The sequence below is a fragment of the Novosphingobium ovatum genome, from assembly GCF_009909235.1.
Lineage (GTDB): Bacteria > Pseudomonadota > Alphaproteobacteria > Sphingomonadales > Sphingomonadaceae > Novosphingobium > Novosphingobium ovatum.
The window spans coordinates 324083-338661 of sequence record NZ_JAAAPO010000004.1 but is presented as its reverse complement, the minus strand read 5'-3'; the positions used below and the strand labels follow the sequence as shown (position 1 = coordinate 338661).

16 protein-coding genes are annotated in these 14579 nt (G+C 61.1%); 7 read left to right on the top strand and 9 right to left on the bottom strand.

The features are described from left to right. Window positions 1-18 precede the first annotated feature (18 nt). From GTZ99_RS11600 to GTZ99_RS11580, 5 genes are all read right to left on the bottom strand, one after another. The gene (locus tag GTZ99_RS11600) at window positions 19-2532 is read right to left on the bottom strand and encodes a S8 family peptidase (protein WP_227711283.1); all 2514 of its coding nucleotides are present in this window, start codon (window positions 2530-2532) and stop codon (window positions 19-21) included. Beyond that, a complete protein-coding gene (locus tag GTZ99_RS11595; protein ID WP_161719021.1) occupies window positions 2438-3508 on the bottom strand; it encodes an AAA family ATPase in 1071 nt (356 codons plus the stop codon). The genes GTZ99_RS11600 and GTZ99_RS11595 overlap by 95 nt, the downstream gene beginning before the upstream one ends. A gap of 293 nt (window positions 3509-3801) precedes the next feature. After that, window positions 3802-4092, bottom strand: a complete 291-nt coding sequence (locus tag GTZ99_RS11590; protein ID WP_161719019.1) for a ribbon-helix-helix domain-containing protein — start codon at window positions 4090-4092, stop codon at window positions 3802-3804. Between the two features lie 4 nt (window positions 4093-4096). Then, window positions 4097-4744: a ParA family partition ATPase gene (gene parA, locus GTZ99_RS11585; RefSeq protein ID WP_161719017.1), complete on the bottom strand. Its 648-nt coding sequence runs from the start codon at window positions 4742-4744 to the stop codon at window positions 4097-4099. An 82-nt stretch (window positions 4745-4826) separates the two neighbouring features. Next, window positions 4827-6032, bottom strand: a complete 1206-nt coding sequence (locus GTZ99_RS11580) for a helix-turn-helix domain-containing protein (protein WP_161719015.1) — start codon at window positions 6030-6032, stop codon at window positions 4827-4829. Between the two features lie 750 nt (window positions 6033-6782). On the opposite strand from GTZ99_RS11580, the gene GTZ99_RS11575 reads away from it, so the two are divergent. From GTZ99_RS11575 to GTZ99_RS11545, 7 genes are all read left to right on the top strand, one after another. Continuing rightward, window positions 6783-6989, top strand: coding sequence for a hypothetical protein (locus tag GTZ99_RS11575; RefSeq protein WP_201742494.1), 207 nt, complete (start codon window positions 6783-6785; stop codon window positions 6987-6989). 332 nt (window positions 6990-7321) lie between these two features. Next, window positions 7322-7576, top strand: a complete 255-nt coding sequence (locus tag GTZ99_RS11570; RefSeq protein WP_161719013.1) for a hypothetical protein — start codon at window positions 7322-7324, stop codon at window positions 7574-7576. After that, window positions 7573-9333, top strand: coding sequence for a chloride channel protein (locus GTZ99_RS11565; protein ID WP_201742493.1), 1761 nt, complete (start codon window positions 7573-7575; stop codon window positions 9331-9333). The genes GTZ99_RS11570 and GTZ99_RS11565 overlap by 4 nt, the downstream gene beginning before the upstream one ends. A 75-nt stretch (window positions 9334-9408) precedes the next feature. Further along, a complete protein-coding gene (locus tag GTZ99_RS11560; protein ID WP_161719011.1) occupies window positions 9409-10320 on the top strand; it encodes an MBL fold metallo-hydrolase in 912 nt (303 codons plus the stop codon). A gap of 13 nt (window positions 10321-10333) precedes the next feature. Beyond that, entirely contained in the window at window positions 10334-11131 is a 798-nt protein-coding gene (locus GTZ99_RS11555; RefSeq protein WP_161719009.1) for a sulfite exporter TauE/SafE family protein, read from the top strand. Next, window positions 11128-11550: a thioredoxin TrxC gene (gene trxC, locus GTZ99_RS11550; RefSeq protein WP_161719007.1), complete on the top strand. Its 423-nt coding sequence runs from the start codon at window positions 11128-11130 to the stop codon at window positions 11548-11550. The genes GTZ99_RS11555 and trxC overlap by 4 nt, the downstream gene beginning before the upstream one ends. Continuing rightward, complete coding sequence (locus GTZ99_RS11545) at window positions 11550-12161, top strand: class I SAM-dependent methyltransferase (RefSeq protein ID WP_161719005.1); 612 nt, start codon at window positions 11550-11552, stop codon at window positions 12159-12161. The genes trxC and GTZ99_RS11545 overlap by 1 nt, the downstream gene beginning before the upstream one ends. Here the strand turns inward: GTZ99_RS11545 and GTZ99_RS11540 are convergent. The 4 genes from GTZ99_RS11540 to cydB form a co-directional block, all read right to left on the bottom strand. Further along, window positions 12158-12739, bottom strand: a complete 582-nt coding sequence (locus tag GTZ99_RS11540; protein WP_161719003.1) for a methyltransferase family protein — start codon at window positions 12737-12739, stop codon at window positions 12158-12160. The genes GTZ99_RS11545 and GTZ99_RS11540 overlap by 4 nt on opposite strands. A 6-nt stretch (window positions 12740-12745) precedes the next feature. Further along, window positions 12746-13222: a DsrE family protein gene (locus GTZ99_RS11535; RefSeq protein ID WP_161719001.1), complete on the bottom strand. Its 477-nt coding sequence runs from the start codon at window positions 13220-13222 to the stop codon at window positions 12746-12748. Between the two features lie 86 nt (window positions 13223-13308). Beyond that, window positions 13309-13419, bottom strand: a complete 111-nt coding sequence (cydX, locus tag GTZ99_RS11530; protein ID WP_084391181.1) for a cytochrome bd-I oxidase subunit CydX — start codon at window positions 13417-13419, stop codon at window positions 13309-13311. Between the two features lie 11 nt (window positions 13420-13430). Then, complete coding sequence (gene cydB, locus GTZ99_RS11525; RefSeq protein WP_161718999.1) at window positions 13431-14579, bottom strand: cytochrome d ubiquinol oxidase subunit II; 1149 nt, start codon at window positions 14577-14579, stop codon at window positions 13431-13433.

Sequence of the window (14579 nt, the reverse complement as noted above, 5' to 3'; positions counted from 1 at the left end):
TGACATGAAGGACAGTGATTAGCCCGGCTGACGCGGAGCGATGCCGAGGCGCTGCGCGACCTGTGTGTAGAGGCCCACAATCCCGGGCATGGCGATCGTAACCGCAAGGCCGAATGGCACGGCTTCATCTATCGGGGTGCCGGGATCCGGATCGCGCTGAACTACGAGGTCAATTGTCATTTCAGGACCGACAACCGGCGCTCGGTCACCTTCCCAGCAGCGCATAAATATGGTGCCGCGATTGGTCTGATTGCCGTCAGGCTGAAGGCTACGCGGAGAAACGCTCAACATTCCGGCTTCGGCTGGATCAAGCAGTTTGAGGCGAACTGATCGGTAGCTCTTGCGTCCCGGTTGCACGGGTGTGAACCATGCCAGCGTCGCCGACAGGCTGTGGGGCCGGGCCTGACCGCTCATGACCGCCGGTACGGGGACACGGACAGTGGCGACACGGTCGCGTGAAAGTTCTCCAACCGCCCAGAACGTCGCGCGGTCCTCCGCGCACGTTACTGCGTCGTCGGCGTCGACATAGCCAAATCCCAGGAAGCGCCTGATACTGTCCTTGATGTGGCTGTGATGCCCGCCGACCGGGCCGATGATCGCTTTGATCCGTGCAGCAATGTCATCGGGCCAACGGGCGGGATGGACAAGCAGCGCCTTGAGCAGGACCGCCCGCTGAATGTGGGGCAGGCCCGCAAAATCCGGATACGCCGCCTCCAGTGCGTCATGGATCCGATGACATGTGCGTGATGCCAGCGCGGTTGCGCCGCTGGTCCCGCCCGAATAGCCTTCGGCTATCCCGGTACCGCCGGTACGAGGCGCCGCCACTTTGAGGCCAGCAGGGCGCGTCGATGGAGCCGGTCTGACGAAGACATGATCGTCAGTCCGAATCTGGCGGAGGTGCTCGCGACCTCCCGGCATCAAAATGTCGGGTTTGACCGATCGGGCAAATCCAGGGCCGAGAGCGCTCGAAGGGTTGGCGGCACGAATGCCCGGAAAAGGGTCGATGAGGGTGCGCGCGGCGCGGCGGTCCGCCGCCGACACCCAATCGTCATTGGACGCGCCGACCGTAACTGCGTTGATTGCCTCGGACGGCGAAAATATACGCCGGTCAGCCATCAAATTACCGATCGCGGTCAGTGTGCCGTCACAGCGAGCGGCGGCGTCTGCGTCTTCGAAGGCCGTTCCGGTCGCGAAGGCTGGGACGCCGAAGGTCTCCCTCACATTACCGGCACTCACCAGAAACAGAATGCCGTATCGGTACGCCAGTCGATCCAGCAGCCGTGCCCATGCCGACAGCGATGACTGAAAGGGACGCCGCTCGTTGCCAAGCGAAAGATTTACGATCAGCACGCCCGGCGCCGTTGCATCCGCGCCTTCCCGCATCGCTCTAATGGCGAGAAAGATGATGTCGACAACAAGCCGTCGTGCCGGGAAGCAGTCCCCTGCACCCATCACCGGAACGACGTGAATGCGTCGCGGCAATGCCGGTGCGGGATTGTTCCGGTCGCCATGCACGAGGAGCGACGCCATCGCAGTGCCATGGACGCGTTGGTCCACGGGCGCATTGGGTTCGAGATCGAATTGATCATCCACGACCAGATGAGCAGCGAGCAGCGGATGTGCGGCGACCGGAACCCCATCGAGCAGGGCTAGGATCGGTTCGCGCAGCTCGCCGACCGCAGCAGGGGCGCCGGCGTCTGTGACGTCCTCGATCTCGATCGTCGTCGCTAGGCTTTGCGGGCGGATGTGCATGACCGGCTCGAGATTGGCGATGCCGCCTTCCGCCCGTCCGATGATCTCCCGGATCGCGCGTACCGGCAAATCCACGAGCAGGGCATGATAGGCGATGTCGGGCAGCCGGGCACGCGAGATGATCTGCCCGCCGCGTGCGGACACTGCCGCGCGCACTTCATCTTCCCGTGCTTGGGCCTGAACCTCAGAGGCTCGGTAGATCAACTCGATCTCCAGCGGCACAAGCTCGTCCTCGCTGCGCCCCTCGATCTCCTCGGCGAGAAAACTGGCGTCCAGTCGTTGGACCCTGTCCTGCGGCCCCCATGGTCGCAGATCGCGAAGCAGTTCGAACACGCCACGCCAAGGCGTCTCCCCGAATTGCAGTTGATCGGCGTTCCAGCGCCTCCAAAGAGAGAGCAATTCTGCGAGCGCGCGCGCGTCCGGAACAAGGAGATAGGCGACGGGTTCCTTGTCGTCGTCGCTGCCCAACTCCTCTTCGTCGATCAGTTCGAGGCCGGGCACCCGCTGAACGGCTGCGGCAAAATTGTTCACCGAGCCACGGACTTCGAAGACGAGCAATCTCTCCGGTGCCAGGGCAGCCGGATCGGCACGCAGTTCGAGGCCGCCGGGATCTCGCGCCAAAGCCTGGCCCAGGCGGTCGAATTTCGGCGCGAATGTGGCTTGCTGACGATCCCGAGGGAAAGATTCAGGTGGCCGGGGGAATTTTTGCTGGCCGGCGGGGCGGGGTCTTGGCTGGTCTGGCGTCAGCCTCAGCAGGGGCTTTGTCAAATCGCTCGGCATCTACAGTCCCGGGCCGAACGCGCGACTTCCAAAGCTCAAGCTCTCTCGCGAGCGCATCATCGATACTGATCTCCCCCAAACCCAATATCTGCCTGCGCCTCACATTCTGACACAGGTCGAGCGCTTCGGCATAGCTGACCGCGCCGAGGCGGGCTGCGAGCTTCTGTACCGTCATGCGTGGCGCCTCCGGCCAACCGCAAATGATGCGGTCCAGAAACACCTCGAGAAGTTTGCGATCGGGTTCGGGGAAGGCCAGCCGCATCTGGAAACGGCGCCACACCGCACGGTCCAGCAACTCAGCGTGGTTCGTCGCTGCAATAACAATCACATATGGCGGCAACTGATCGAGTTGCATGAGCAGGAACGAAACCACGCGCTTGATCTCGCCGGTCTCGTGGGTGTCCCCGCGCTCCTTGCCGATGGCATCGAACTCGTCGAAGAACAGAACGCTCGGCTGGGTACGCACATAGTCGAACAGCTTGCGCAGCCTGGCATTGGTCTCGCCGAGATAGCTGCCAATCAGGGCGTCATAACGCACAACGAAGAAAGGGAGGCCAAGCGCCTCCGCGATTGCTTCGGCGAAGGAGGTTTTTCCGTTTCCAGGTGGGCCGGAAAGCAGGATCCGATGGCGCGGCTCATAGGCATGTGCGCGCAGGACTTCGGCACGCACATGTTCTTCGATGAGCTGCCGCCCATTCTCGCGCGCGGGCAAGGAAAGGAGCAGATCGTCAAAACGGACCCGCGGTTCGATCTCGATGATCGTGTCCCGGCCAGGTCCTACCTGGGGCTGGGACGTGGTTAGTGGTGGCGGCGTGACCGGTACGGTGCCAAGTGCGCGCTCGATGCGGTCTGCGACGATGTGGTGCTTCTTTGCCCGTTCGTCCGCGACAATGGCCTCGGCGGCGGCGCGCAGTGTCTCACGGTCGCCAGCAACGCTGGCGCGAACAAGAGAGACGAGATGATCGGCGCGGGCCATTTCTTTTGTGTTTCGGTCCAGAATTTTTCAGCACGAAATCGGCTGTGAGGAGAATCTAGCCAAAATTTCCTGTGATGTAATCCATTAATCGCGATTCGATTCGCCCTGCCGTTGAACGATCATGACCTTGTGGCATTTTTTGCCCCCCACTTGCATGCCTGAAGCAGGCGGCCGCTCAGGATCGGTCGACAGATTGGCCGTTCTGAGGTCGCTTTTGAAGGCGTTTGAACGAACGTCTACCTCGACCAAATTTAAGAACGAAATGATCCGCCCCGGAGAGTCCGGCGCGCCGATCAATACCCCACAGGGCTTTGCCCATATTTGCGCAGGACATCGTCGAAGGCCTCGGCCATCAGCTCCTGAAGGCTAAGGCCATGCTTGCGAGCACAGACATGCATAGCCAGCGACATTTCCAGCGAGAAGTAGCCTGCGATGGCCTTGCGCCCGGTGCGGCTATTCGATCTCTGCGGGGCGGCGTGCGTTGCGGTTTCTGTCTGGGCGTCTTCCAATCCGGGCGCAGCGGACTGTGGTTGCGATTTGGGGCTGGCCTTTGGCTTGTCGGCGAGGTTGGCAAAGCGGCTCATCAGCTCACACTCCCTCATGTGCGGCTGTGGACGTGTTCACATGTGCGATGGTCCACGCGCGAAGCGCCGTGATTTCGACAGCAGCCTTGCCGTCAGGCTCGAACTCAATAACCGAAGCACCCGCTGCGCTGGCATGTCGATAGACAGCCCGATCTGGCAAGATGTAGGGGCAAGCCTCGATCCCGAAGCCCTGAACCAGTTCTGCAGCCTCCTCATACATGCGCGGCGCATAGGGCGGGCCAGCAGTGAACACGACGAACGCGGGTTTGTCGAACAAGCGCACCAGGCTGACCGTGGTCTTGATCGCGGCCAGATCAAAGGCACTCGGACGGCAAGGGATGAGCACCAGATCCGCGGCTTCAACCGCCCTGCTGGCTGCGCTATCGGCATGGGGTGGCGTGTCGATCACGATGAAGGTCGCGCCTTGGCGCTGGGCAGCATCAACCTTAGCCTGAATACGCGGTGGGGCGCTGTCGATCACTTCCGGAGCCTTGTCAGATCGCCAAGCACCCCACTGGCTGGCGGTGGCCTGCGGGTCGGTGTCGATGATGAGCGCGATGGCGCCAGCAGCTTCAGCAGCGGCGGCGAGATTCACCGACAGCGTGGTTTTGCCCGAGCCTCCCTTTTGGCTGACGATGGCTATGATGGTCATAGAGATTTCCTTGCCCGTCCACATGTGGACGTGTGAACTTGTGAGTGTGTAGACGTTTGGACAGGTGAGATGCTGGGTAGCTTCACCCGTCAGATGTGACGCGCCGCTCAACGCTGGCCATCAGCCTCGCGGTCAGATGAGCCATTGGGCCAGCTTGCGGCTCGATGGGTGGCTCAGGCACAGGGGATTGTGACGGCGCCTGCTGAGCGTTGCGCTCGGTGGCCCGGAACAGTCCTGCGAGGTTCATCCCTGCCGAGCCTGCCCGACGCACCATGCCCGCCAGACACCTTGCTGGTGAGCCCACCCGATAGCGGTGTCCCAACGGCAATTCCGCATTCCGGTCGATCAACAAGACGCTGAGCGCCGCTCGTTCCCGACCGAACTGCTGGCAAGCTCGACCCCATGTGCTCTGGGCGATGCCAAGCCTCCCACAACTGCGCCACGACGCCTCGACAAGATTGGGCCAGCTCGGCCCACCCAGCGCCTCGACGATGCCGCGATAGCTCTCTGTGGCCACCACCAGCGCGGTTGCAGGCCGGATGCGTTCGAGCGGATCGCGGGCTGGCGCGGTACGCCTTCGTGATGAGTTTTGGTTCTGTATATTGGGTGCGCAGTTTTCTTCCGGCGCGTCGGAAGATTTCAGTGCACGGGGATAAGATTCTAGCCCGGATTCCGGATTGTGTTCGATGGCAGCGAGCATGGCGGACAAGGCCTCGCGGATAGCGATCAGGCGGTCGATGTTGGTGATCCGCGCCGTGCGTCCATCGGGTAGGATGGTTTCAGCCCGTTCGCGCAGATCCTCGTCACCGGCCTCGCGGATTCGTTGGCCCAGTTGACGGATCTCGGCGCGGCATTGCTGGATGGCGCGGGCTTGCAGTTCCAGCGCCTCGGCCTTGGCCTGCATCTCGGCAAATCGCTCGACCAGCGGAGCCAGATTGATGCCTGCGGCCCAGACCACGACCCCGTCCTGCCGGTCACCTGCGCGTTCGCCATTGATGCCAGCGTTGCGGATGATGAAGCCAGCCTTCTCCAACTCTCGCTCGGCCGAATTGATCGAGCGCGGCGTCAGGCCCAAGGCCTCTGCAAAGCGACAAGCCTGCGTCCAGATGGCGCAGATGCGGCCAGACAGATAGTCGCCGTCCATGGTCTTGAGCACATAATGCCGTACCAGCGCCACGGCGGTGGACGACAGGCCAAAGCCTGGCCTCGCTACCTGCTCGAACAGACGCAGCAGGTCGAAACGGCCAACACCCGAAGGCAGCCCCTTATGGGCAAGGGTGGTGCTCATGGCGCCCTTCCCCTTGATGCAAATCTTGCCCCTGCGCGCGAGGCAGGATAATCAGCAGTTGTAGCTCTACAGCTATGCATTGGACCGAAGGCAAGGGTGGCAGACCTTCCAACGGTTCACTTGCTGTCGTCACTGCGCGTCTTGCGCGTTTGGCGTCAAAACAACGGTTTTCAGCATGGCCCAAGGGGCCAAAGGAGGTGTGCCGACTTTTGTGACGGAAGGTGTTGCGCTTCGATGCGCGTCTTGCGCGTTCTGCGCAGGCCCTAACGCCATAAAAACAGGCGATATTCCCGAAAATAGCCACTTTGGGAGCGTTCGGATCGTGAATTGCTAAACCGTCGTACCCTAACTGGGGTACCCCGGGTTCGAATCCCGGCGTCTCCGCCATCGTTGTAAATCAACGATTTAGCGCCCAAACCCTCCCCGACATCGATGAAACACGCCAAACGCGCAAGTTACTGTGCCGACCTTTTTCGGGGGCACGACGGTTCGATGGATAAGGATTTGCATGCCTTTAGCCACAGCCCTATGGATTATACACCCATTATCAGTGCTATAGGCATAAGTTGCAACTAAGATTACGTACCCCCCTGTGCCGACTTTTTGCGAAAAAACGCGTTTTCCAACGGTTACCTTGACCGTTGACGGGGCATCCGAGCGGCCCAGATCAAGAACTCCAAGCGACCTTGGTCAGGTTTGCCGGTGAGAGGCTGATCGGTGTCGCGCTGATATCTTTCAAGGAAGCTCAAGATGAGCGAGACGCGAATTCACCCTGAGACGGGTCAGAAACTGCGCCGCGACACACGCCCGCTGATGGTATACGTTGGCCCATTCTCGCGCGTCGTCGAGGTGCCGGGCTGGTATCCTGATGGCCATGGCGATGCCATCCACAGCGGCGAGGATCTGCGCGCCTACAACGAGGCCTTCATGAAATTACGCGGACAAAGCGAAAGATAACTCGGACGAAGCAGGCCTTATCATTGACTGCAGCGAACGGGCGATCCAGAAAAATGAATGTAGTATCACACCGCCTAGCGATGCAGCGGCGGCGCTGATTGAAATTATGGTTTGCCAAACGTGCAATTCGTTGCGCTCGTCATCGGCCCGCCATGCATTTAACCAATTCTCGACCGAGCACCGCCCTCCGAAATCCCCATAAAAACACAAAATCATTATATTCTTAAAATTCGTTACACCAAATCAAGGAAACCCATTCTCGCAGGCCCCACAATCACCAACGAGCTGATACCCCCGACGGTCGCATCCTGCTTAGTTTGGGACATTGCGTCATGACTTTCCGGATTATGATGGTTTTGTTTTCTGCGATCGCCACCACCATTATGGGCATCGCGGCGACAGCGACCATCGCCGGGTTACACCAGTGGGCGTACAATTCTGATCTCGATCGGGTTGGGCTTGCGGCTGTCGGTGCCGGCAAGTTGGCTTGTCGCCCGGGCAGTAACGCACATGACCACGCGCTGACACCAAATCACTTGTATACAGACTTGACGCAAAGACTTGGCGCCATAACCAAAGGGCGATGATGCGCCCTCCCCTTCATGCTCTGCGCCGTACCACCGTGGCTCTGCGCCAATGGCTGCGCAGCAGCGAGTTGGCTTTTATCGCGCTGGCCATGGCGGTGGGGGTCTTGGCCGGGGTGTCCACTGCCGCGCAAGGATGGTTGGCCCATGGCATACAGGGGCTTCTCTTCGGCGTCACCTCAAACCGGTTGAGCGCGCTGGCAACGATCCATCACCCGTGGAAGTTGCTGGCCTTGCCTTTGGGCGGACTGTTGCTGCTGTTGATGGGACAGGCCCTGTCGCGCCATCGCCGCACCCCAATCGACGTGGTAGAGGCAAATGCCCTGCATGGCGGACGGATCCCGGTTCTCGACAATCTGGTGATCGCGGCCCAAACCATCCTTTCCAACGGCTGTGGGGCCTCTGTGGGGCTGGAGGCAACCTATGCCCAGATGGGCGGCGGCATCGCCTCGCTATTGGGGCAATTGCTGCGGTTGCGGCGGGCCGATCTGCGCAATCTGGTGGGGGCGGGCGCCGGGGCGGCGGTGGGGGCAGCGTTTGGGGCGCCTTTGACCGGCGCGTTCTACGCCTTCGAGATTGTCATCGGGGCCTATAGCACAGCCTCGGTCGCCCCCGTCATTGCGGCAGCGTTGGCCGCCGTCTTGGTGCTGCGTGGACTGCATAGTGAGCCCTACCTGATTGCAACCACGGTCACCCGCGCAATTACTATCGTTGATTATGGTGCCTATGCCGCGTTGGGTAGCCTGTGCGCGTTGGTGGGCATTGGCGTCATGCGCCTTGTCACCATTGCGGAGCGTTGGTTTCAGGCGTGGCCATGGCTGGCACGATGGCGACCAGTCGTTGGCGGTGTGATACTCGCAGGGCTGGCGCTGCTTTCGCCGCAAACGCTGTCTTCGGGCCATGGTGCACTGCATCTCGATCTGGTGTTGCAACCGCCGCTGGCGCTGCTGCTGTTTGTGTTTGCCCTGAAGGTTGTCGCATCGATCATCTCGCTGGCCAGCGGTTTTAGGGGCGGGCTTTTCTTTGCCTCGCTGTTTCTGGGGTCGCTGCTGGGGCAGGCCTTTGCTCAGATGTTCAATCTCAACCCTTGGGGTCTGGCGCTGTCCCCGGTGGATGCGGCGCTGGTTGGCATGGCGGGCCTCAGCGTCTCGATCGTAGGCGGCCCGATGACGCTGGCCCTGCTGATGCTGGAAACAACACACGATTTCGCGCTGATGGGCGTTGTGCTGACTGCAGCGTTGATCTCGACCAGCCTCACGCGAGAACTGTTCGGCTATTCATTCTCGACCTGGCGACTGCATGTGCGCGGGTCGGACATCCGCAGCCCGCGAGACATTGGCTGGATGCTGACGCTGACCGCCGGGCGCATGATGCGGCGTGACTGGATCAGCTTGGAGGCCGGCATGACCATCGCCCACTTCCGCCAGACCGTGCCACTGGGCGCCACAACCAAGGCCATCGTCACTGATGCCGATGGCCACTATCAAGGCATCGTGGCAACCGCCGCTGCTTATGCGCCGCAAGCTGATCCGATGGCCAGCATTGGCTCGTTGGCGGGCTTGGCTGAAACCACACTGAATCCGGCGACCGGCATCAAAACTGTGCTCGCGTGTTTCGACAGCGCGATGGCCGACGAGCTCGCCGTTGTAAATGCACAAGGAAAGGTGGTGGGCATCCTAACCGAGCGCCACACGCGCCGTCGTTACTTGGAAGAGATCGAGGCAGCTCAACGCAAAATGTTCGGTGAGATGGGGCGATGAAGGATCGCCTCTTGATATATTATTTTATACTAATATAATGAGCGCATCGTTGTTGAAAGATCGCAAAGATCGGCCATGTTTGACCTTCCCATTGACAAAGCCCAGGAGATTGCCAGCAATCCGGCACGCCCAAAGGTCACCACTTTCTTTGACGAAGCGACCTTTACGGCAACGCACGTCGTGTCCGACCCGGCAACGGGCAAGGCCGCCATCATCGACAGCGTGCTGGATTTCGACGCCGCTTCTGGCCGCACCAGCACCACCCATGCAGATCAAGTGATCGCCCATGTGTGCGAGGCGGGTCTCTGCGTCGAATGGCTACTGGAAACCCACGCCCATGCCGACCACCTGTCGGCCGCACCCTATCTTCAAGCGCATCTGGGCGGCAAGATTGCCATCGGGCGCCATATCCTGACGGTGCAGGACACCTTCGGCAAAGTGTTCAACGAGAGCCCGCTCTTCGCCCGCGATGGATCGCAATTCGATCACCTGTTCGACGATTACGAAGGCTTTGCCATTGGCGAAATTCCGGCCATCGCGTTGCACATGCCGGGCCATACGCCCGCCGATCTCGTCTATATCGTGGGCGATGCAGCCTTTATTGGCGATACTTTGTTCATGCCGGATTACGGCACCGCTCGCTGCGATTTTCCGGGCGGGGATGCGGCCACGCTTTATCGTTCGATCCGCCGCTTACTCAGCCTGCCTGACTCGACCCGCCTGTTTCTTTGCCATGACTACAAGGCGCCGGGTCGCGAGCAATTCGTCTGGGAAACCACGGTGGAGGCCCAACGCAAGACCAATATCCACATCCATGACGGCATTACAGAAGCAGAGTTTGTCGCGATGCGCCAGGCCCGCGACGCAACCCTTGCCATGCCGCGCCTGATCCTGCCCTCGGTGCAAGTCAATATGCGTGGCGGGCGCATGCCCGAACCGGAAAGCAATGGGGTCAGCTACCTCAAACTGCCGCTGAACCTGCTGTGAGAAGGAGCCACTTGTGAGCATCGACCTGCTTCACGCCGCCCTATCTGTTGGCAGCGGCGTGCTTGTCGGCTTCACGCTGGGGTTGGTGGGTGGCGGCGGGTCGGTGATGGCTGTGCCGCTGATGGTTTATGTGGTGGGGGTCAAACAGCCGCATCTGGCCATTGGCACCAGCGCCTTGGCGGTTGCCGCCAATGCCTTTGCGGGGCTGGTGGGCCATGCGCGTGCCGGCAATGTCAACTGGCGCTGCGGCGCGGCCTTCGCCTCGGCGGGGATTATGGGTGCCTTTGCCGGGTCCAGCCTTGGCAAGGTCGTCGATGGGCATCGCCTGCTGGCGCTCTTCGCGCTGTTGATGCTGGTGGTGGCGGGGGCGATGTTTCGTGGGCGTGGAGAGGAAGGCGTTGAGGGCGTGGTGTGCCATCGCCAGAACCTGCCGCGTGTTTTGATCTTTGGCCTGGGCACGGGCGCCTTGTCGGGTTTTTTCGGGATCGGCGGCGGGTTTTTGATCGTGCCCGCCTTGGTCGCGGCCACCTCCATGCCGATCTATCGCGCGATCGGCACGTCATTGATGGCGGTCACTGCCTTTGGCGTCACCACCGCGGCAAATTACGCTCTTTCCGGTATGCTGGACTGGGCCTTGGCGGGTACTTTCATTCTGGGCGGGATCGGCGGCACGGTGCTAGGCACATGGAGTTCACGGCGTCTGTCAGGTGCCAAGGGGTTGCTCAACACGATCTTCGCCTCTGGCATTGTGGTGGTGGCGCTCTACATGTTGTGGCGCAGTTGGACCGCACTTTCGGGAGGATCGGCATGAGCGAGATCGTGATTTGCCCACATTGCGGTGGTGCCAACCGCGTCGCGCGCGAAAGGCTGGGAGATGCGCCCAACTGCGGCAAATGCCACAAGGGGCTGTTCATGCGCAATCCCTTGCCCGTGAATGCCGCCAGCTTTGCTGCGCATGTCGGCAAGGGCACGCTGCCGGTGCTGGTTGATTTCTGGGCGCCATGGTGCGGCCCGTGCCGCGCGATGGCGCCAGCCTTTGAACAGGCCGCAGGAATGCTGGAACCTTCCACGCGCCTGCTCAAGGTGGACACAGAGGCTGAGCAGGCGCTGGGCGCGACGCATCGCATCCAGTCGATCCCGACGCTGATGCTGTTTTCTGGGGGACGGGAAGTGAAACGGATTTCAGGCGCCATGGATGCGCGCCGCATTGTTGAATGGGCTCGCGGATGATGAACCATGCAAGCCAATGGAACGCCCGCTTTGCGGCGGAAGATTATGTGTTCGGCACGGAGCCCAACCTGTTCCTGACGCAACAGGCAGAGCAATTACCCACAGAGGCCAAAGTGCTGTGCGTGGCCGATGGCGAAGGGCGCAATGGCGTGTGGCTGGCGGCTCTGGGGCATGATGTGACCAGCATTGACATTGCCGAGGTCGGCCTCGCAAAGGCTCGCAAGCTGGCGCAGGAGCGGGGCGTATCGCTGGACCTGCAACAGGCTGACCTCGCCACATGGGACTGGCCGGAAGGCTGTTTTGACGCGGTAGTGGCGATCTTCATCCAGTTTGCCGCCTCATCCCTGCGCACGCGGATCTTCGCCGGAATGCAGCGCGCCACTCGCCCCGGCGGCCTGATCCTGCTTCAAGGCTATCGGCCGGAACAGATCGCCTATGGCACGGGCGGGCCGGGTATGCCGGACAATCTCTACACTGAGGATATGCTGCGCGAGGCCTTTGCTGATTGGAAAATCGAGCATTTAGCCAGCCACGACAGCATCCTCGAGGAAGGGCGCGGCCATAGCGGCATCTCAGCGCTGATTGATCTGGTCGCGCGAAAACCAGTCTAAAACAGGCGCGGAAAAAAGCGCGGTGTGATGGCGCGGTAGCGACGATAGGCCTCACCATAGCGCGTCATCAACCGCCGCTCTTCAAAATGACTGCCCACGGCAAGATAGAGGCTGCCCCAGATGGCCGTCGCCAGCGTCAGTTCGCCATCCACCCTGCCCCACAGCAGGAGAAGGGCCGCCGTATACAACGGATGTCGCATATGACGATGCAGGTCGGTCACGACCAAGGTCTGCCCATCATCTTCCTCGCCGCGAAATTGCGACCAACCGACGAAAGGCCCCAGACGATAAGCGCGCAAGGCAAACAAGCCGAGCACCAAACCGCTGGCGACTATGCCCAGTCTCAATGCCATCAGCCAGCGCGGCATGGCAAAACCGTGGTCGCCGCGCGACAACCACACGCCAAGCGCCAGCACCAATGCAATCGTCACGAGAGCCAGAACATTATAGGCAAGCCGGTGTGCCCGCCCGAACAGGCGCCCCAACCCCTGCCGCGGCCCCGCCCCGGCCAGAAGGCTATGGCTCAGCCCAAACAGCCCCCACGCCACGGCATACAAGAGGTGATCGACAAGGGTCATCGGCTATCAAGGGTGGAGATACACATAGCCCTTACCCTGCAGCCGAGCGATTTCAGCCACGCCGCTGGGCACGACATCATCGGGCTTTACCCCATAAAGATCGGCAGGGGTCAGCTTCATCCCTTGCATCGTATTGTTGCAGATCAGGAAGCGCACGCCCTTGGCCCGCAATCCGTCGATGGCCTTGGCCAATTCGGCGTCCTCCTTGGCGATGACGAAAAGCTTCACCCCGGCGGCGAAATTGACGACGCGGATTTCCACCTTGCCATCGGTGGCGGCGATATGCGCGCCGATGTGGCGCAACAGGCGGTTAAAATAGGCCTTGTCATCTGGCCATCCGCTATCGTTTTGATAGACGACCTTTTGGAAAACATAATAAGGCTGGGTTGCGGGCACTTGCCGCGCTTTGCCCATGGCCAGCCCGGGAAGCCCCAGACCAACCCCGATAATGCCCAAAGCGATACAGCGAGAAATTCTGTTCATGTTGGTTCGCTTTCAAATATCATGCAATACGGCGCCGGCGGGAAGGGCCAGCGCCGCTGCGTCCTGATGGGCTTTACCGTGATGGATCAGACCGCAGGATCATCGTCGATCGGCGAGTTGAACTCATGCCACAGGCCGTTGATGATGCCGAAACCCACCGCAAGGCCCAAACCCAGCACCCATGTAAAATACCACATGGCAGTTCCTTTCAGTAGAAATCAGGGTTGGTCTGCACATCGCGCAAGGTGATGCGCCCGCCGAGCATCTTCATCACCCAGGCCGTGTAGCCCAGCACCACCGGCAGAAAGATGACCGTGCAGATCAGCATGATGAAAAGCGTCATATGGCTGGATGAGGCATTCCAGACCGTGAGGCTGGAGCGCGGATCGATGGAGGATGGCAGGATGAAGGGGAACATCGAGAGGCCAACCGTGGCGATAATCCCTGTGGTGGCCAACGCAGTGCCGATGAGGTTGATCGCTCCGGAACGCTTGGCAATCCCAGCGAGCGCCACCAGCGGTCCCAACAGGCCCAAAGCGGGTGCCAACACCATCCATGGATGGGCGCCATAATTGGCCAGCCAGCCACCAGGCGCGGCTACACTGGCCGACATCAGCGGGTTCGACGGGCCTTGGGTATCAACCGCGCTGGTCAGCGCTAATCCCATGCCGCCCTTGGCCACCATCACCCCGCCGATCAAGAACAGCGCGATGCTCGCCAAGGCGGCGATGCGGGCAATGGCGCGGGTGCGGGTCAGCACCGGCCCGTCCTCAATCTTCACAGCCAGCCAACCGGCACCATGCAGCGCAAGCATCGCCACCGACAACAGACCGGTGAGCAGCGTAAAGGGCGTGAACAGCCCGAGCAGCGTGCCTTCATAAGTCATGCGCAGATCGCTATCGAGGCGGAAGGGCGCCCCCACCAGCACATTGCCGACGGCAACACCGAACACCAGTGCGGGAACAAAGCCGCCGACAAACAGCGCCCAATCCCACCGGCTGCGCCATCCGGCATCGGTGTCCTTGGAGCGGTATTTAAACGCCACCGGCCGCAGGATCAGCGCCGCCAGCACCAGGAACATTGCGAGGTAGAAGCCGGAAAAGCTGACCGCATAGACGAAGGGCCATGCGGCAAAGATCGCCCCGCCGCCAAGGATGAACCACACTTGGTGGCCTTCCCAATGTGGGGCTATAGCGTTGATGACAAGGCGGCGTTCCTGGTCGGTGCCTCCGACGAAGGGCAGCAGCGCCCCCACGCCAAGGTCATAACCATCGGTCAGCGCAAAGCCTATCAGCAGCACGCCCAGCAGAGCCCACCAGATCACCCGCAGCGTTTCATAATCGAGAGGAATATGCAT

Coding starts and splice junctions, on each gene's coding strand:
- GTZ99_RS11545 (WP_161719005.1), top strand. CDS start 11,550: ATGAACCATGCAAGCCAATGGAACGCCCGCTTTGCGGCGGAAGATTAT.
- GTZ99_RS11570 (WP_161719013.1), top strand. CDS start 7,322: ATGACTTTCCGGATTATGATGGTTTTGTTTTCTGCGATCGCCACCACC.
- GTZ99_RS11560 (WP_161719011.1), top strand. CDS start 9,409: ATGTTTGACCTTCCCATTGACAAAGCCCAGGAGATTGCCAGCAATCCG.
- cydX (WP_084391181.1), bottom strand. CDS start 13,419: ATGTGGTATTTTACATGGGTGCTGGGTTTGGGCCTTGCGGTGGGTTTC.
- GTZ99_RS11595 (WP_161719021.1), bottom strand. CDS start 3,508: ATGGCCCGCGCCGATCATCTCGTCTCTCTTGTTCGCGCCAGCGTTGCT.
- GTZ99_RS11540 (WP_161719003.1), bottom strand. CDS start 12,739: ATGACCCTTGTCGATCACCTCTTGTATGCCGTGGCGTGGGGGCTGTTT.
- GTZ99_RS11575 (WP_201742494.1), top strand. CDS start 6,783: ATGAGCGAGACGCGAATTCACCCTGAGACGGGTCAGAAACTGCGCCGC.
- GTZ99_RS11600 (WP_227711283.1), bottom strand. CDS start 2,532: ATGCCGAGCGATTTGACAAAGCCCCTGCTGAGGCTGACGCCAGACCAG.
- GTZ99_RS11590 (WP_161719019.1), bottom strand. CDS start 4,092: ATGAGCCGCTTTGCCAACCTCGCCGACAAGCCAAAGGCCAGCCCCAAA.
- GTZ99_RS11535 (WP_161719001.1), bottom strand. CDS start 13,222: ATGAACAGAATTTCTCGCTGTATCGCTTTGGGCATTATCGGGGTTGGT.
- GTZ99_RS11580 (WP_161719015.1), bottom strand. CDS start 6,032: ATGAGCACCACCCTTGCCCATAAGGGGCTGCCTTCGGGTGTTGGCCGT.
- cydB (WP_161718999.1), bottom strand. CDS start 14,579: ATGCATATTCCTCTCGATTATGAAACGCTGCGGGTGATCTGGTGGGCT.
- GTZ99_RS11565 (WP_201742493.1), top strand. CDS start 7,573: ATGATGCGCCCTCCCCTTCATGCTCTGCGCCGTACCACCGTGGCTCTG.
- trxC (WP_161719007.1), top strand. CDS start 11,128: ATGAGCGAGATCGTGATTTGCCCACATTGCGGTGGTGCCAACCGCGTC.
- parA (WP_161719017.1), bottom strand. CDS start 4,744: ATGACCATCATAGCCATCGTCAGCCAAAAGGGAGGCTCGGGCAAAACC.